The following is a 15,605-nucleotide window of genomic DNA, read 5'->3' as shown; positions in this document are numbered from 1 at the left end:
CCGTCACGGGGTGTATCAAACGGGTTCGTGCTGCCTCTGAGAGGCGTGACATTCGTTGACCAGCAGAGCCGCGATGGCGGGGTTGCTGCGGACCCTGGCCAGGCAGCGCTGCCTCGTCGGGCCGATCGCGCCAACTGGCATGCCCAGGCGCGCGCTGATCTCCGAATAGGGCAGCGGCGGGTCGGCGAACAGCAGCGTGAGCAGGCGCCGGTCACGGTCGGACAGTCCGTCGATGGCCGCGCGCAGCGCGGCCAGGCGTTCGTCCACCAGCAGCCTGCTGTCCGGCCCCTGGCCGGCCGGGTCGGGCAGGTCCTCGGTCTCCTGCGCGACGTGCCGGGCGCGGTCGCGCAGCAGGTGCAGGCATTCGCGGCGCGTGGTGGTGACGATCCAGCCCGGCAGGGCTTCCGGGTCGCGGATCGACGTCACGTTCGCCACCAGGCGCAGCCACAGCGTCCCGGCCACGTCCTCGGCGTCCACTCCGGTGATGCCGAGGTTGCGGCAGATCGCCGCCACGAGCGGGCGATATCGCTGGACCAGCGTTGTCCACGCCTCGCCCCGACCGCGAGCCGCGTCGTCCACGAGAGCGGCAAGAGCCATCGTCGTCCCCCTGTTGGAGCAAAGCCGGCAAGCGGATTCACGATTTCGCGACGCCCTGCTCGCGGACCTTGCAGCAACCTTGCGGACCGACCAGCATCGGGTCACATGGAGTTCCGGCTGTTCGGGGAGGTTCAGCTGCGGACCGCGGATCGGCCGCTCGACGTGGGAACCCCACGCCAGCAGGCCGTGCTGGCCGCGCTGCTCGTCGACGTGGGCAGACCCGTCCCGATCGAGGCACTGATCGACCGGGTCTGGGACCACGCGCCGCCCGCCGAGGCGCGCAACGTCCTGTACTCGCACCTCAGCCGGATCCGGCGGCTGCTCAAGGGAATCGCGACGCTGGAGCGCAGGCCCGCGGGCTACGTGCTGGACGTGCCACCGGATTCGGTGGACGTGCACCGGTTCTGGCGGCTGGTCGAGCGAAGCAAGGACCTGCCGGACGACGAGCGGGCCACCGCGCTGGCCGAGGCGTTGGCGCTCTGGCAGGGCACGCCTCTGGCGGGCATCCAGGGCGAGTGGGTCGACCAGGTCCGTGACCGCTGGTCCCGCAGGCGGCTGGACGCGATCGTCCAGTGGGGTGAGGTGGAGCTGCGGCTCGCCCGCCCGGCCAAGGTGATCGACGTCTTCCTCGACCTGGCCGCCGAACACCCGTTGGCCGAGCAGTTCGAGCGGGTCCTGATGCGGGCCCTGCACGCGGCGGGCCGGGGTGCGGAGGCGCTCGACCGCTACAGCGCCATCCGGCAACGACTGTCCGACGAACTGGGCACCGACCCGGGGCCGGAGCTGCGGGCGCTGCACAGCCTGATCCTGCGGGGCGAACCCGCGCCGCCACGCAGGACCAGTTCGGCGCCCGCGCAGCTGCCCCCGGACGTGTACGGGTTCGCCGGCCGGGCCGAGTACCTGGGACAGCTGGGGCGACTGGAGAAGGCCCGGATCGTCGTGATCTCGGGGACCGCGGGCGTCGGCAAGACGTCGCTGGCCGTGCACTGGGCGCATCGGGCGCGCGCGGACTTCCCCGACGGCCAGCTGTACCTCAACCTGCGCGGGTTCGATCCAACCGGGACACCGGTGTCCCCGGCCGAGGCGGTGCGCGCGTTCGTCGACGCGTTCCACGTGCCGCGCGAACGGGTGCCCGCCGGGTTCGAGGCACAGGTCGGGTTGTACCGCAGCCTGCTGGCGGACCGGCGTGTGCTGATCGTGCTGGACAACGCCAGGGACGCCGATCAGGTCCGGCCGTTGCTGCCCGGAGCCTCGCAGTGCCTGGTCCTGGTCACCAGCCGGGACCAGCTCGCCGGGCTGGTCGCCGAGGGGGCCCATCCGCTGATGCTCGACCTGCTCACCCTCGCCGAGGCACGACAGCTGCTGGCCGGCCGGATCGGCCCGGCCCGGGTGGCGGCCGAGCCGGAGGCGGTCGACGAGATCATCCGGCTGTGCGCCCGGCTCCCGCTGGCGCTGGCCGTGGTCGCGGCCCGGGCCGCGACCCACCCGAAGTTCAGCCTCGCCGCGTTGGCCGACGAACTGCGGCCGGGCCTGGGCGAGTTATCCGGCGCCGATCCGGCGACCGATCCCCGTGCCGTCTTCTCGTGGTCCTACCTTCAGCTCACGCCCGAAGCAGCCCGGTTGTTCCGGCTGCTCGGCCTGCACCCCGGGCCGGACGTGACCACCCGGGCGGCGGCCAGCACGGCCGGCCTGCCGGTCGCGAAGGTGCGGCCGTTGCTGGCGGAGCTGGCCGGCGCGCACCTGGTCGCGGAGGAGAGCCCTGGCCGGTACGGGTTGCACGACCTGCTCCGGACGTACGCGGCCGAACTGGCCCAGGACGATGACGACCGGTTCGCCGCGACACAACGGATGCTGGCCTATTACGTCCACAGTGGAAACCTCGCCGACGGCCTGCTCGACCCGTTCCGGGAGACACCACCCGAACTGCCGGGGTTGCCCGCCGGAGTGGTCGTCGAACCCATGTCCGACAAGGCGAAGGCGTTGGCGTGGTTCCATGCCGAACACCGGGTGATGGTGGCGGCCATCACCCGGACAACCGGGTTCGACGAGGAGGTCTGGCTGCTCGCCTGGACCTTGCGGCGTTACTTCACGCGCAGCGGGCTGCGGCACGAACAGCTCCGCTCGCTCCTGCCCGCGCTCGAAGCGGCCCGGCGCCTCGGCGATCCCGCCAAAGAGGCCTACGCGCAGTGTTTCATCGGCTGCTGTCACGTCCTGTTCGGACGATCCGGCGAAGGCGCCGAGCTGCTGCGGACCGCGCTCGAACTGTACCGCGAGGCCGGCGACCGGCTCGGCGAAGGCCTTGTCCTGCAATGTTTCTGCTGGATGCTCGAACGGGAGAACCGGCACACCGAAGCGCTCAGGTACGCCCAGCGCTGTCTTGACGTGTTCCGGGCCGCGGGCCACAAACCCGGGGAAGGCCGTGCGCTCAACGCGGTCGGGTTCCTGCACGCGCTGCTCGGTGCGCACGTCGACGCGCTCAACTACTGTCAGAAGGCGATCGACCTGCAACTCAAGCTCGGTGACGACGTGGGCGCCGCGCAGACCTGGGACAGTCTCGGTCTGGCGTACAGCCGCCTCGGCGATCACGAGCGCGCGATCGTGTGCCACCAGTCGTCGGTCGACGTGAACCGTGAACTGGGCAACCGGCACTCCGAGGCGATCGCCCTGACGTCGTTGGGCGACGCGCACCACAACGCGGGCGACGTCAGTTCCGCGCACGTCGCATGGCACCGCGCCGCTGAGCGGTTCGAGCAGATCGGGCTGCCGGAAGCCGGGGAGCTCAGGGCACGACTGGGATGAACACCAAGGGGAGGACGGAAATGCCAGAGGAAGTCACGGTGGCGGAGTTCACCACGCTGCTGCGCAAGCTCGACAAGTTCTCGGAGAGCCTGCCCGAGAAGGAACGGGACCTGTTCTGCGGCCTGGTCTACGGCGCCACGACGGCGATCATGGACGGTTTCCGGGCGTACGCCGACCAGTTCTCCTCCGCCTTCAAGGCGGGCAAGACCACGCTGAGTCTCAGCTACGACGAGGAGACCGTCGACGGGCGGTGCTTCGGCAAGCACGTCGACATGCACGTCAAGCCCGGCTACATCAAGCCCTAGCCGTGCGGACTGTTCTGCTCTCGATGCCGTTCACGCACGTCGATCGCCCGTCCATCCAACTGGGACTGCTCCGGGCGATCGGCGAGGCGAACGGTTTCCCGGTGCGCACGGTGCACGCGAACCTGGACTTCGCCGCGCGCATCGGGATCGAGTACTACCGCGCGCTCGCGGACATGCGTGGCCGGATGATCGGGGACTGGCTGTTCTCGGTGGAGGCGTTCGGGGCCGACGCGCCCGACCCGGATGCCCTGCTGCCCGGGGAGTTCGAGCCGGAACTGTCCTATCTGGCCGGTGGCGGTCCGGTTCGTGACCGGCTGCTGCGTACCCGGGATCGGGACGTCCCGGCGTTCCTCGACGACCTGGCCGACGGGATCGACTGGTCCGATGTGGACGTGGTCGGGTTCAGTTGCACGTTCCAGCAGAACACCGCGTCGTTCGCGTTGGCCCGCAGGATCAGACAGCGCCGTCCGGACATCGTGACGGTCTTCGGCGGGGCCGGTTTCGACGGCGAGATGGGGCTGGAGTTCGCCCGCTCGGTGGAGTGCGTGGACTACGTCGTGATCGGGGAAGGGGACACCGCCTTTCCCCGGTTGCTGAAGGCGTTGTCGGAAGGCGCGAATCCCCTGACCGTTCCCGGTGTCGCGAGCCGCGACGGGATGACGCCCGCCGAACCGCCGATCGAGGCACTCGACGAGCTGCCGGTACCGAACTATGACGAGTACTTCGAGCGGGCCGCGAACCTCGGGCTGCTGCCCGACGTGGTGTGGCTGCCGATCGAATCGGCCCGCGGTTGCTGGTGGGGCGCCAAACACCACTGCACCTTCTGCGGCCTCAACGGCACCACCATGCGATTCCGCGCTAAGTCCCCGAACCGTGTGCTCGCCGAGCTGGCCGGCCAGGCCCGGCGGTACGGCGCGTTCCAGTTCGAAGCCGTCGACAACATCATGGATCCCCGCTACGTCAGGGAACTCCTCCCGGCGGTCGTCGAGGACGGCTCGGACTACGAGTTCTTCTACGAGGTCAAGGCCAACCTGAGCCGGGCCCACCTGAAGCTGCTGGCCCAAGCCGGCGTCACCCGCCTTCAGCCAGGGCTGGAATCGTTGAGCTCGCACGTGCTGCGGCTGATGGACAAGGGCGTGCGGGCCGCGCAGAACGTCAACCTGCTGCGCTGGGCCAGGTACTACGGAATCGAGGTCGGCTGGAACATCCTGTGGGGATTCCCCGGCGAGACCACGGCGGACTACGCCCAGCAGGCCGCGGTCATCCCGCACCTGGTCCACCTGCAACCGCCGGAAGGCGCCGCGCGCGTCTGGTTGGAGCGGTTCAGCCCGATGTACACGCGGATGCGGATGCGGCACCGTGCCCCGGAACGCAGCTATCAGTACGTGTACCCGAAGACAGTGGACCTCGACAGGATCGCGTACTTCTTCGACTACGAAATGGAGGACGCGCTACCGGACGAGACCTACGCCGACCTCGCTCGCGAAGTGGCGGCGTGGACCGGACTGTGGGAGTCGCGGCACCGGCCCGTGCTCACCTATTGGTCTTCCCCGGGCTACCTGCGGATCTACGACGGCAGGCACGAGGGCCGCGAAGGCACGTACACGTTCCGCGACACGCTCGCCCGCATCTACCTGGCATGCGGTGATCGCCCCACCACCGCACGGGCCGTCCAGGACAAACTCGGCCCGGACGTGCCGGTCAGGGCGATCGAGGACGCGTTCGCCCAGTTCGCCGAGCGCGGGCTGATGTTCCTGGACGAGTCACTGGCCCTCGCGCTGGCACTGCCGGCCACCCGCGGCCGTTAGGAAGGTTTCTGGTTCGCCAGCTGCTCGCGCAGCCTGCTGACCTCCTCGCGCAGCGTCACCAGTTCGACGTGCAGTTCGTCGGTCTCCTGGTGAACGGTGGCCCGCACGGTTTTGTTCACCGTGTCCTCGGTTTGCTGGATGCGTTCCAGGAACCACGACGCGATCATTCCGGTGATCACACCGAGCAGCGCGATCCCGCCGATCATCAGGCTGGCCGCCACCAGCCTGCCTTCCCATGTCGTCGGATAAACATCGCCGTAGCCGACCGTGGAGATCGTGGTGAGCGTCCACCACAGCGCTTTCCCGAACGAGTCGATTCCGGCATCCGGATTGCCGCGTTCGGCATCCAGCACCGCGATCGCCGCCGCGAAACTCACCAACAGCGTCACTATCCCGACATAAATCGCCACCCGGCCGCGGAAGGCCGTCGAAGCCTTGCGGTTGAGCACCCGGAGCACGGTGACGACACGCAACGCCCGCAGTTGGCGGACCATCGGCAGCGCGACGGCCAGCAAATCGAACAGGTGCCGCCAGACGAAGCGCAGTTTCCGCTCCGCCAGCATCAGCCTGATCACGTAGTCCGCGGCGAAGACCAGCCAGATCACCCACAGCGCGATCTCCAGCGCGAGGTGCAGCCACGCGGGCGCGCTCAGGTGCAGTACCTGCCAGGCATAGGCGACAAGGAAGGCCGCCGCGAGCACGGCCATCGGCCATTCCGTCCGTGTTTCCCAGGTGGACAGTCGCTGCTCGGTCACCGCGCCACTTTAACCGCCGTCACCGGCCGGGACGGCACCTCAGAATCAAGGCGAGACCGACCACCATCGCGGCGGGCCCGGTGATCCAGGCGTAGACGTAGTCGATCTGGCCGCCGGTCGCCGCGAAGAAGATCGCGACCAGGTAAATGAAACCGAGCACCGCCGTGAGGGTCAGTGCCTCGCGCAGCCGTGATCTGGTCGCCATTCATCGAGGTTACCCCAGCGGCCCGGAAATGACGTGAGGGTCTTGTTCCCAGAGTTAACATCAAATCATGAGCCGGATCAACGACGTCGGGGGCATGTACGGCTTCGGCCAGATCGTCGCCGAGCAGGACGAGCCGCCCTTCCACGCGGACTGGGAGGCACACGTCTTCGCGCTGAACAGCACGCTGGTCCGGCAGGGCGTCTACCAGATCGACGAGTTCCGCGACGCGGTCGAGCGGCTGCCACCCGGTCAGTACCTCGCGTCGTCCTACTACCAGCGCTGGTTCCTGGCGATCCGCGCACTGCTGATCGAGAAGGGCGTCTTCACCGAGGAGGAGCTGGATGACCTTCGCGACGGGTGACCGGGTCCGGGCGAAGAGCGTCGACCCCTCGCACCACACGCGGCTGCCGGCGTACGCCCGCGGCGTGGTCGGCACCGTCGTGCGGTTCCAGGGCACACACCGGCTGCCCGACGACGTCATCCGGGGCATCTCCTCGCCGGAGGAGATGGTCTACGCGGTCCGGTTCGCGGCCCAGGACCTGTTCGGCACGGGGGACCACTCGGTGACGCTCAGCATGTGGCAGAGCTACCTGGAGCGGCCGTGAGCGGGGACCACTCGGACGCGCCGATCGCGGCGAGAGTCCGCCACCTGGAGCGCCTGCTGGAGGAACGCGGCCTGGTCATCCCCGGCGCGCTCGACGAGACGCTGGCGGCGTACCTCAACCGGGCGTCACCGGCCAACGGCGCACGCATAGTCGCCAGGGCGTGGACGGACCCGGATTTCGGTGCCCGCCTGCTGGCCGACGCCCCGGCCGTGATCGCCGAGCTCGACCTGTCCATGCGTGGCGGGCTTCAGGTGCAGGACCTCCAGGTCGTGGCCAACACCGACCGTGAGCACAACGTGGTCGTGTGCACGCTGTGTTCGTGTTATCCGCTCGCGCTGCTCGGCCCGTCGCCGACCTGGTACAAGAGCGAGAGCTACCGGTCGCGAGTGGTCCGCGAGCCCAGGGAGGTGCTCCGTGAGTTCGGCTTCGAGCTGCGGCCCGAGGTCGAGATCAAGGTGTGGGACGCCAACGCGGAGACCCGCTACCTGGTCGTCCCCAACCGTCCACCCGGGACGGAGAACCTGGCCGAGGAGCAACTCGCCGCCCTGGTCACCCGCAACGGCCTGATCGGCACCGCGCCCGTCTAGGTCCTGTTACTCCGGATGGTGGACAACGGGCGGCTGTTCGGCGCCGAGCCGCTGGATGGGGCACTATCCACACAGAGTGTCCCCAGTGGAGGAGTGACCATGCGTTACCTGGCCTTGGCCGCGATCGTTCCCGCTGCTGTGCTGCTCGGTGGCACGGCGTCCGCCGCGGAGATCCCGTCCCTGCGGGTGACCAGTGCGTCGTCGGAGATCCAGCCGTACCACCCGGGCGCCGAAGGCGTCACCTACAACCAGGAACTCGCTCCCGCAGGCGCCGTGCTGTCGGTGGTGGGCGTCGAGGCTCCGCAGGGCACGACCGTGCTGCTGACCACGCGGGGACTGCTGCCCGAACGTGAGTACGGCGCGCACGTGCACGTCAAGCCGTGCGGGGCGGCGCCTGCCGACTCAGGCCCGCACTTCCAGGACAAGAAGGACCCCGTCCAGCCGTCCGTCGACCCGGCCTACGCCAACCCGCGCAACGAGGTCTGGCTCGACTTCACGACCGACCGCCAGGGCAACGCCTTCGCGGTGGCCCGGGTGCCGTGGCGCTTCGACGGGCGGGAGGCCTCGTCCGTGGTGATCCACGAGACGCACACGCACACCGAGCCGGGACACGCGGGCACCGCCGGGGCCCGGTTGGCGTGCCTCAGCGTGGACTTCTAGCCAGCCCGATCGCCCTGAGGAAGGTGGGGCACTGGGTGATGTCCTCGTGCTCGCAGGCCAATCCCTTCTCGACCAGCGCGAGCGCCGCCTGCAGCGCGGCGATGCGTTCGGCGAGGTCGGCCCGGTGCCGGCGCATGATCTCCTTGCGGTCGGCCGGGTCGCCGTCGACGAACATCTCCCGGATGTCCTCCAGGCTGAACCCCGCTTCCTTCGCGTGCAGGATGATCGCGATCCGGTCGAGATCGTCCTGCCGGTAGCGGCGGCGGTCGCCCTGCCGCTCGGGCGCGAGCAGGCCCACCGACTCCCAGTGCCGCAGAACGTGGGTGGCCAGGCCGAAGCGCGCGGCGACCGGCCCGATCTCGCTTGACTTCATGTCGACATTAAGTCCCAGCATGGCGGGCATGTCCACTTCGTTGATCCCCATCCTCGACCTCGCCGACAGCCTGCCCGGTGCGCCCGAGCTGCGCGCCCGCACGTACGAACTGCTCGACCTGCCCGAAGGCGCGCCCGTCGTGGACGTCGGCTGCGGCACCGGCCGTGCCGTCGACGAACTGGCCGCCCTCGGGGCCGGCCCGATCGGTGTCGACGTCAGCCCGCAGATGATCGAGGCGGCCAAGGCCCGGTGGCCGCACGACTTCCGCGTGGGCGACGCCTACGACCTGCCGGTCCGCGACGTCCTGGGCTACCGGGCGGACAAGGTGCTGCACGCCCTCGACGACCCCGCACGGGCGGTGGCCGAGGCGTACCGCGTGCTCGCGCCCGGCGGCCGGATCGTCCTGGTGGGCCAGGACTGGGACACGTTCGTGATCGCCTCGGACGACCCGTCCCGGACCCGGCAGGTCGTGCACGACCGCGCGGACGCCATCGCCACGCCCCACGCGGCCCGCCACTACCGGAACTACCTGCTGGACAACGGCTTCCAGGACGTCGCCGTGGAGGTGCACACCATGGTGTGGACGGATCCGGCCGTGCTGCCGGTGATCGGAAACCTCACCGACGACCAGGACTGGCAGGCCGAGCAGGCCGAGCGGGCCCGGACCGGCAGGCTGTTCCTCGCGCTGCCCATGTTCGTGGCGAGCGCGACCCGGCCGGACGAAAGCGGCGTTTCCGGCGTACCAGCCCGCTGACCGTTGGTGTAAGCGCTCTCACTCCCGGTAGCCTGTGCGTTGTGTCGGGGTTACGTGTCCAGTTGCTGGGCCCGGTCAGCGCGGTCGACGGCGACGTCGAGCTTCAGCTGGGACCGCCCCGGCAACGAGCGGTGCTCGCTGTCCTGGCCGTGCGCGCGGGCCAGGTGGTGTCTCGTGCGGAGCTGATCGACGCGGTCTGGGGCGAGGCCGCTCCGCACAGCGCGGCCAGCGCCGTCTACCTCTACATCTCGAACCTGCGCAAGATCCTGGGCAAGGACGTGCTGGCGTCCGCGGACAACGGTTACACGCTGCGGCTGCCATCCGACCGGGTCGACATCACGATCTTCGACACGTTGACCGCCCGGGCCGGCCGGGAATCCGCCACCGCCAAGGCCGCCGCGACACTGAGCGAAGCGCTGAGCCTGTGGCGCGGCGAGGCGCTGGCCGGGATTCCCGGGCCCTTCGCCGCGCAGGAACGGACGAGGCTGACGGAGTCGTGGCTGCGTGCGGCCGAAGCGTCCGCCAAAGCGCGGCTCGAGCTGGGGCAGCACGTCGAACTCGCCGCCGACCTGGGCACGTTGGTCCGTGAGCACCCGTTGCGGGAATCGTTGCGGGAGCTGCTGATGCTGGCGCTCGCGCGCAGCGGACGGCACGCCGAGGCGCTGGCCGTGTTCCAGGAAACCCGCGAGACGCTCCTGCGCGAGCTGGGCACCGGGCCGGGCCCGGGATTGCGTCAGGTGCATGCGGAGATTCTGGCGGGCAACGAACGCACGGTCGTGCCGTTGTCGGTGATGCCCGCGCACGTCGCCGCCATCGCCAACAGCGAGACGCGGCTGTTCGTCGGCCGTGCGACCGAGGTGGCGAAGCTGCGCGACCGGGTGACCGACGTGCTCGCCGGACGCGGCGGCATGGTCTGGATCGAGGGCGATCCCGGCATCGGCAAGTCGGAGCTGCTGATCGAGGCGGTGGGCAAGGTCCAGGGCCAGGGCTGCCAGCTCGGCTGGGCGATCGCCGACGAGCCGGACGTCCGGTTCCCGCTCCGGCTGATCATGGAATGCTTGGGCATCACGGTGAAGTCCCCGGACAGCGACCGCGCGGACCTGGCCCGCCATCTGCAGGTCCACACCGGCCGCGACGAGGACGACCCGATCTCCGGCGCCGTCGACCGGATGCTCGCGCTGGTCGACCGGATGTGCGCGCACGGACCCGTGGTCCTGGTGATCGACGACGTGCAATGGGCCGACGAGGCCAGCGTGCACGTCTGGCGGCGCTTGTCCGCGGCGACCCGGCAGTTGCCGCTGCTGCTGGTGACGTGCTCGCGGACCGGCCACGGCCGTGCGGAGCTCGACCAGTTGCGGTCCCGTGCCCAGCTGATCGCCATGGAGCCGTTGCCGCCCGACGACGTCGAGTCGCTGACGGGCCACCTGGTCGGGGCCACACCGGGCAAACTGCTGCGCCGGGTCGCCGACCGGGCCGGCGGAAACCCGCTCTACCTGAGGGAAATGGTCAACGGACTGGTCCGTGACGCGGCGGTCGACCTGGTCGACGGCGTCGCGCACATCGACCAGTCGCGGGTCGAGGCGGCGCCGAGATCACTCGCGGACGCCGTCGAGCGCACCTGTGGCGCGCTGCCCCAAGGGACACACGAAGTCCTGCGGTGGATGGCCGTGCTCGGTCCCGAGGCCACAATGGACAACGTGGTGGCGCTGACCGGCCGCCCGGCCGCGGATCTGCGCGAGGCGCTCGTCGACGCGGTGGACGCCAACGTGGTCTTCGGCGAAGGACCGCGCCTGGTGTTCCGGCACCCGTTGATGCGCGAGGCGATCCACAGTGGAATCTCCCCGGCCGTGCGGGTCGTGTTGCACCGCGAGGCGGCCAAGGCGCTGGCGGCGGCGGACGCGCCCGCGATCCGGGTCGCCGAACAACTGGTGGCCGCCTTGTCCAGCCTCGAATCCTGGGTGCCGGGCTGGCTGGTCACCCACGTCACGGAGATCGCCAACCACGCGCCGTTGATCGCGTCCGACCTGCTCGAAGCCGTCCTCGCGGCGATGGACCAGGCCGACCCGGCGCGGGAGGTCCTGTTGGCCGCGTTGGTCCGGGTGCACTTCCGGCTCACCCGGGACTCGGAGGACCAGACCAGGGAAGCGCTGGCGATCTCGACCGACCCGGTGCGCTCCGAGGAACTCCGGCAACTGCTCGCGGCGATCATCTACCGCGGCGGGCGACGTGAGGACGCGATCCGCGTCCTCACAGAGTCCGAAGTGGACGAAGTGGTGCCCGAGGAGTGGCGGCAGCGGCGCAAGTTCATGCTCGCCCATGTGCGCAGGGACATCTCAGACCTGGACGTTCTGGAGGTCACCGCCCGCGAGGCGTACGAGAAGGCCAAGGCGAACGACGAAGCGGGACTCGTCGCGCACGCGTTGCAGAGCCGCTGGCTCGTGGCGACGATCCGGCGCGACCACGAGACAGCGTTGCGGCACGTCGACGCGGCGATCGACGCGGTGCGCGGCGATTCCGGCCTCGCGGGCATGCATTTCGACCTGCTGGACAACCGGCTCTTCACGTTGCAGAACCTCGACCGGATGGCCGACGCGGACGAAAACCTGCGCGCCGCCAACGAACTCATGGTCGAGCACCGGTTGCCGGCCGGTCCGCAGGTCGCCGCGGCCGTGCACTACTACTGGACCGGGCGCTGGGACGAAGCACTGTACGAACTGGACGCCATCACCGAGGACGGCCCGGCGATCACGTACGCGGGCCTGATGGACGCCGGTCCGGCAGGGCTGTTGCTGCACGGCGTGTCGGCGTTGATCGCGGGCCGCAGGGGCGACCGCGCCGGGCTCGTGGCGAACCTCGACGCGGCCGAACGCTACCTGGTGATCACCGACTCGGAGCGGGAAAGCCAGGACTTCCTGCTGGCGGCCCGTGCGTTGGCGGCGACCCAGCGCGGCGACATCCCGGGCGCGCTGGCGGAGTTCGCGCCCGTGCTCGACCCGGCCTATGCGGAGATGATGCTGCGCCACCAATGGCTCCCGGAGATCATCAGGTTGTCCCAGGCGCACGATTCGGCGCTCGTTGACGACGCCGTGGCGATCGCCGAAATGGAAGCCGACCGTGAGCTGGTGCCGGCCCGTGCGTACGCGGCCTTGCACCGTTGCAGAGCCCTGGCCACACGCGATCCGGAACCCGCGCTGGTGGCCGTGGACCACTACCGGACGGTCGGGCGTCCGGTCGAACTGGCCGCCGCCTTGGAGGACGCGGCGGTGCTGCTGGCCGCACGCGACGCGCGAACCGACGCGATGGCCGCGTACGGCGAAGCGATCCGGATCTACGTCGACCTGGGTGCCCATGGGGACCGTGCCCGCGCGAAGACCCGGATGAGCGAGTTCGGCATCCGCGAACCCATGCACGCCGTCCCCGGCGCCGGGGGCAACCACTGGGAGACGCTGTCGGCCGCGGAACAGCAGATCGCCGCGATGGTCGCGAATGGACTGTCCAATCCGGAAATAGCGACCCGGATGTCGTTGCCCCGGCGGACAGTTCAGGCCCACGTCGGGCAGATCATGGCGAAGCTCGGCGTGGGCTCGCGGTCGGAGATCCGGCAGGCCTCCTAGATCACACCCGCCCGCAGGGCGTACGCCACGGCATGAGCCCGGTTGCGCAGGTGCAGGCGCGCGGTCATGTTGTAGATGACGTTCTTGACGGTCCGTTCCGAGTACTTCAACTCCTGCGCGATCTCCTCGGTGTCCCATCCGTCCGCGATCAACCGCAGCACATCGACCTCGCGTGGCTGCAGACCGGACGCGTTCAGCCCGTTCGGCGCCAGCACCTCACGCTGCAACACCTCGACCCGGCGCAGAAGCTGGCCCAGCACGTCGCGCGGCATGACGCCGTTACCCTCGGCGGCAGCCAGCACACTGTCCACGAGCTGGGTGCCGGTCACCGTCGCCTTGGGCAGGATCGCCACCACATGGCACTCGACCACGGTCAACAGCGGAGCATCGCCGAGATCCCCGGTCATCAGCACGGTCGGCTTGGCGAACTCGGCCGCGGTCTGCCGCAACCGGGCCATCGCCTCGCTGCCGAGCCGGTCGGACGAGAACACCACCACGTCGGGCTGCTCCCCGGTGCCGTCGACGACGGTCAACTCCCGGTGGGACCCGAGAAAACTGGCCAGCCCCACGTGGGACATCGGGTCCGATGTCTGGACGGCCACGCGCACCTGTTCCATCGACTCCTCCACACGCTGGATCGGTGTGCGGACAAGTCTGTGCGAGAAGTCTTAACGAAGTCTTGTCGACCGCAGGGCTCACCGTGAGAGTGCCCGGCCAACTGTCCGATCACCAGAGGAACACCCAGTTCAGGGCCATTCGTCGGGCAAATGTTGCCCGGATGCACCCAGTAGGATTCACGGATGCGGCAAACCCTGCGGGTCCGGTTGCTGGGGCCGCTCACCGCGTGGCGCGGCGACGGGGAACTGGACCTGGGTCCGGGCAGGCAGCGGGCCGTCTTCGCGGTCCTGGCCATCCGGGCCAACCAGGTGGTCTCCCGGGAAGCCCTGATCGACGCGGTCTGGGGCGACGAAGCCCCGGCCGGAGCGGGCAACAGCCTCTACAGCTACATCTCCCGGCTGCGGCACGTGCTCGGCCGGTCAAGCGAAACCCTGGTCTCGGCCCGCTCCGGCTACTCGTTGAAACTCGACCCCGGCGCGCTCGACGTGCACGAATTCGACGCGCTACGAGAAGCCGCGCAGTCGGCGTGGAACCGCCGTGACATCGCCGCGGCCCGTACGGCATTGGATTCGGCGCTCGCGTTGTGGCAGGGCGACGCGTTGGGCGGGGTGGAATCGCCGTTCGCGGCCTCGCAGCGCAAGCGGCTGGGGGAGCTGCGCCTGGCGGCCCTGGAACGCCGGGCGGAGGCGTTGATCGCGGCTTCGGACCAGGAAGCCGTGCCGGAACTGCGGCGGTTGGTCCGTGAATACCCGTTACGGGAGTCGTTGACAGGGCTGCTGATGACCGCCTTGCACCGGTTCGGCCGGGATGACGAGGCGCTGGCCGTCTTCGCCGAAGCTCGGCGGCGGTTGATCGACGAACTCGGAATTGAGCCTGGGGCCGCGCTGCGGCGCGTTCACTCGGAGATCGCCGCTGCTCCGCGGGTGGCCGTGCGGCCGTCCGTGCCTGACGTTCTCGTGGGCCGGGAGCGTGAGCTCGCCGTCGTCCGGGCGCGGTTGGCCGATCTGGAGCGCGGGCGGGGTGGGACCTTGTGGGTCGAAGGCGGGCCGGGGGCGGGCAAGTCGGCTCTGCTCGCCACGGCTTTCGCTGACGTGGAGTTTCCGGTGGTGTGGGCCTCTCCGGGGGAGGTTGATCAGTTGAGCGGGCCTGCTGTGATCGTGGCCGACGACTTGCAGGACGTGGACGACACAGGATTGCTGGCCTGGCATCGGTTGAGCAAGCTCGCCCAACGGGAGCCCCTGCTCGTGGTGGGGGTGTGCCGGCCGGTTCCCCGGCGGACCGAGGTCGACCGGCTTCGGGCCAGGGTCGGGCCCGGCGGCGGTGAAGTTCTCCGGCTCTCCGGGCTTTCCTCCGACGAGGCTTCGAAGTTGGCTTCTCTGGCAGGGGTTTCCGGGTCGCTTGTGGACGTCGCGGCGGGAAACCCCGGGTTCGTCCTGGACGTCGCCAGGGCTCTTCGGGACGGTTCGAGTGTTACGGACGTCGTTGTGCGGTGGGTCGGGTTTCTTTCGGAGGCGGCTCAGCGAGTGCTTCGGGCTGCGGCCGGGGTTGGCGAGGCTTTTGACCTGGCTGACGTGGCTTCGGTGATGGGAGTTTCCGTGACTTCCCTGGTGGGGGCTGTTGAGGAGGCTGTCGATTTCGGGTTTCTTGTCGAGTCCGGACTTCTCTTTCGGTTTCGGCATGGGTTGGTTCGGCAGTCTCTGGTTTAGGTCTTGTGGTTCTTTGCGGTCTTCGAGCTTGCTTTGCGCTGTGGCTCTTGCCCCTTCCGGCCGCCTTGCGCTGTGGTTCTTGGTCCTTCTGGTCGCTTTGGGTTGTGGTTGTTGATCTTCCGGTCGCCTTGCGCTTGGGCTTGGAATCTTTCGGTTGCTTTGGGTTGGGCTTCTGGACCTTCGGGTCGCTTTGGTGTCTGGCTTCTGGGCCTTCGGGTT

The 15,605-nt window shown here is 69.5% G+C and carries 15 protein-coding genes; 10 read left to right on the top strand and 5 right to left on the bottom strand.

Going from position 1 to position 15,605, the window contains the following annotated elements; all coding sequences use genetic code 11:
* Window positions 1-15 precede the first annotated feature (15 nt).
* The gene (locus GC106_RS02400; protein WP_173123806.1) at window positions 16-597 is read right to left on the bottom strand and encodes an RNA polymerase sigma factor; all 582 of its coding nucleotides are present in this window, start codon (window positions 595-597) and stop codon (window positions 16-18) included.
* Between the two features lie 105 nt (window positions 598-702).
* Here GC106_RS02400 and GC106_RS02395 point away from each other — a divergent pair, with 105 nt between their 5' ends.
* Genes GC106_RS02395 through GC106_RS02385 form a run of 3 tightly spaced genes read left to right on the top strand, consistent with a single transcriptional unit; the run spans window position 703 to window position 5,509 of the window.
* Entirely contained in the window at window positions 703-3,396 is a 2,694-nt protein-coding gene (locus tag GC106_RS02395) for an AfsR/SARP family transcriptional regulator (protein ID WP_173123804.1), read from the top strand.
* Window positions 3,397-3,416: 20 nt separating this feature from the next.
* Complete coding sequence (locus GC106_RS02390) at window positions 3,417-3,701, top strand: hypothetical protein (protein ID WP_173123802.1); 285 nt, start codon at window positions 3,417-3,419, stop codon at window positions 3,699-3,701.
* A gap of 2 nt (window positions 3,702-3,703) precedes the next feature.
* Complete coding sequence (locus GC106_RS02385; RefSeq protein ID WP_312872363.1) at window positions 3,704-5,509, top strand: RiPP maturation radical SAM C-methyltransferase; 1,806 nt, start codon at window positions 3,704-3,706, stop codon at window positions 5,507-5,509.
* Here the strand turns inward: GC106_RS02385 and GC106_RS02380 are convergent.
* Together GC106_RS02380 and GC106_RS02375 are read right to left on the bottom strand one after the other, a co-directional pair.
* Window positions 5,506-6,264 (bottom strand): potassium channel family protein, encoded by a 759-nt coding sequence (locus GC106_RS02380; protein ID WP_312872362.1) that lies wholly within the window; start codon window positions 6,262-6,264, stop codon window positions 5,506-5,508. The two genes, GC106_RS02385 and GC106_RS02380, sit on opposite strands and share 4 nt — an antisense overlap.
* A gap of 19 nt (window positions 6,265-6,283) precedes the next feature.
* On the bottom strand, window positions 6,284-6,469 hold the full coding sequence (locus GC106_RS02375; RefSeq protein WP_173123800.1) for a hypothetical protein: 186 nt from the start codon (window positions 6,467-6,469) through the stop codon (window positions 6,284-6,286).
* A 67-nt stretch (window positions 6,470-6,536) separates the two neighbouring features.
* Here GC106_RS02375 and GC106_RS02370 point away from each other — a divergent pair, with 67 nt between their 5' ends.
* The 4 genes from GC106_RS02370 to GC106_RS02355 all read left to right on the top strand — a co-directional run bounded on the left by GC106_RS02370 (window position 6,537) and on the right by GC106_RS02355 (window position 8,321).
* On the top strand, window positions 6,537-6,830 hold the full coding sequence (locus GC106_RS02370) for an SH3-like domain-containing protein (protein WP_173123798.1): 294 nt from the start codon (window positions 6,537-6,539) through the stop codon (window positions 6,828-6,830).
* A complete protein-coding gene (locus GC106_RS02365) occupies window positions 6,811-7,074 on the top strand; it encodes an SH3-like domain-containing protein (protein ID WP_173123796.1) in 264 nt (87 codons plus the stop codon). Before GC106_RS02370 ends, GC106_RS02365 begins: the two co-directional genes overlap by 20 nt.
* Window positions 7,071-7,661 carry a nitrile hydratase subunit alpha gene (nthA, locus tag GC106_RS02360; protein ID WP_173123794.1) on the top strand — a complete coding sequence of 197 codons (591 nt, stop codon included), beginning with the start codon at window positions 7,071-7,073 and terminating at the stop codon, window positions 7,659-7,661. Before GC106_RS02365 ends, nthA begins: the two co-directional genes overlap by 4 nt.
* Before the next feature lie 99 nt (window positions 7,662-7,760).
* Window positions 7,761-8,321: a superoxide dismutase family protein gene (locus GC106_RS02355; RefSeq protein WP_173123792.1), complete on the top strand. Its 561-nt coding sequence runs from the start codon at window positions 7,761-7,763 to the stop codon at window positions 8,319-8,321.
* Here GC106_RS02355 and GC106_RS02350 read toward each other — a convergent pair.
* Complete coding sequence (locus GC106_RS02350) at window positions 8,305-8,745, bottom strand: MerR family transcriptional regulator (protein ID WP_376777686.1); 441 nt, start codon at window positions 8,743-8,745, stop codon at window positions 8,305-8,307. The two genes, GC106_RS02355 and GC106_RS02350, sit on opposite strands and share 17 nt — an antisense overlap.
* Here GC106_RS02350 and GC106_RS02345 point away from each other — a divergent pair.
* Together GC106_RS02345 and GC106_RS02340 are read left to right on the top strand one after the other, a co-directional pair.
* Window positions 8,723-9,448 (top strand): methyltransferase domain-containing protein, encoded by a 726-nt coding sequence (locus GC106_RS02345; protein ID WP_173123790.1) that lies wholly within the window; start codon window positions 8,723-8,725, stop codon window positions 9,446-9,448. The genes GC106_RS02350 and GC106_RS02345 overlap by 23 nt on opposite strands.
* 41 nt (window positions 9,449-9,489) lie before the next feature.
* Window positions 9,490-13,062 (top strand): ATP-binding protein, encoded by a 3,573-nt coding sequence (locus tag GC106_RS02340; RefSeq protein WP_173123788.1) that lies wholly within the window; start codon window positions 9,490-9,492, stop codon window positions 13,060-13,062.
* On the opposite strand, the gene GC106_RS02335 is transcribed toward GC106_RS02340, so the two are convergent.
* Window positions 13,059-13,679, bottom strand: a complete 621-nt coding sequence (locus GC106_RS02335) for a helix-turn-helix transcriptional regulator (RefSeq protein WP_173123786.1) — start codon at window positions 13,677-13,679, stop codon at window positions 13,059-13,061. The genes GC106_RS02340 and GC106_RS02335 overlap by 4 nt on opposite strands.
* A gap of 183 nt (window positions 13,680-13,862) precedes the next feature.
* Here GC106_RS02335 and GC106_RS02330 point away from each other — a divergent pair, with 183 nt between their 5' ends.
* Window positions 13,863-15,386 carry an ATP-binding protein gene (locus GC106_RS02330; protein WP_173123784.1) on the top strand — a complete coding sequence of 508 codons (1,524 nt, stop codon included), beginning with the start codon at window positions 13,863-13,865 and terminating at the stop codon, window positions 15,384-15,386.
* Window positions 15,387-15,605: the final 219 nt, after the last annotated feature.

The organism is Kibdelosporangium persicum, assembly GCF_013280595.1.
GTDB classification, from domain to species: Bacteria; Actinomycetota; Actinomycetes; order Mycobacteriales; family Pseudonocardiaceae; genus Kibdelosporangium; species Kibdelosporangium persicum.
Note: the sequence above shows the minus strand (reverse complement) of the source record. Positions and strands in the feature narration are given on the sequence as shown.

Bases quoted from the DNA above. Each gene is read 5' to 3' on its own strand.
- GC106_RS02335 (WP_173123786.1), bottom strand. From the start codon at position 13,679: ATGGAACAGGTGCGCGTGGCCGTCCAGACATCGGACCCGATGTCCCAC.
- GC106_RS02400 (WP_173123806.1), bottom strand. From the start codon at position 597: ATGGCTCTTGCCGCTCTCGTGGACGACGCGGCTCGCGGTCGGGGCGAG.
- GC106_RS02375 (WP_173123800.1), bottom strand. From the start codon at position 6,469: ATGGCGACCAGATCACGGCTGCGCGAGGCACTGACCCTCACGGCGGTG.
- GC106_RS02330 (WP_173123784.1), top strand. From the start codon at position 13,863: ATGCGGCAAACCCTGCGGGTCCGGTTGCTGGGGCCGCTCACCGCGTGG.
- GC106_RS02395 (WP_173123804.1), top strand. From the start codon at position 703: ATGGAGTTCCGGCTGTTCGGGGAGGTTCAGCTGCGGACCGCGGATCGG.
- GC106_RS02345 (WP_173123790.1), top strand. From the start codon at position 8,723: ATGTCCACTTCGTTGATCCCCATCCTCGACCTCGCCGACAGCCTGCCC.
- GC106_RS02370 (WP_173123798.1), top strand. From the start codon at position 6,537: ATGAGCCGGATCAACGACGTCGGGGGCATGTACGGCTTCGGCCAGATC.
- GC106_RS02390 (WP_173123802.1), top strand. From the start codon at position 3,417: ATGCCAGAGGAAGTCACGGTGGCGGAGTTCACCACGCTGCTGCGCAAG.
- GC106_RS02350 (WP_376777686.1), bottom strand. From the start codon at position 8,745: ATGGGGATCAACGAAGTGGACATGCCCGCCATGCTGGGACTTAATGTC.
- GC106_RS02365 (WP_173123796.1), top strand. From the start codon at position 6,811: ATGACCTTCGCGACGGGTGACCGGGTCCGGGCGAAGAGCGTCGACCCC.
- GC106_RS02355 (WP_173123792.1), top strand. From the start codon at position 7,761: ATGCGTTACCTGGCCTTGGCCGCGATCGTTCCCGCTGCTGTGCTGCTC.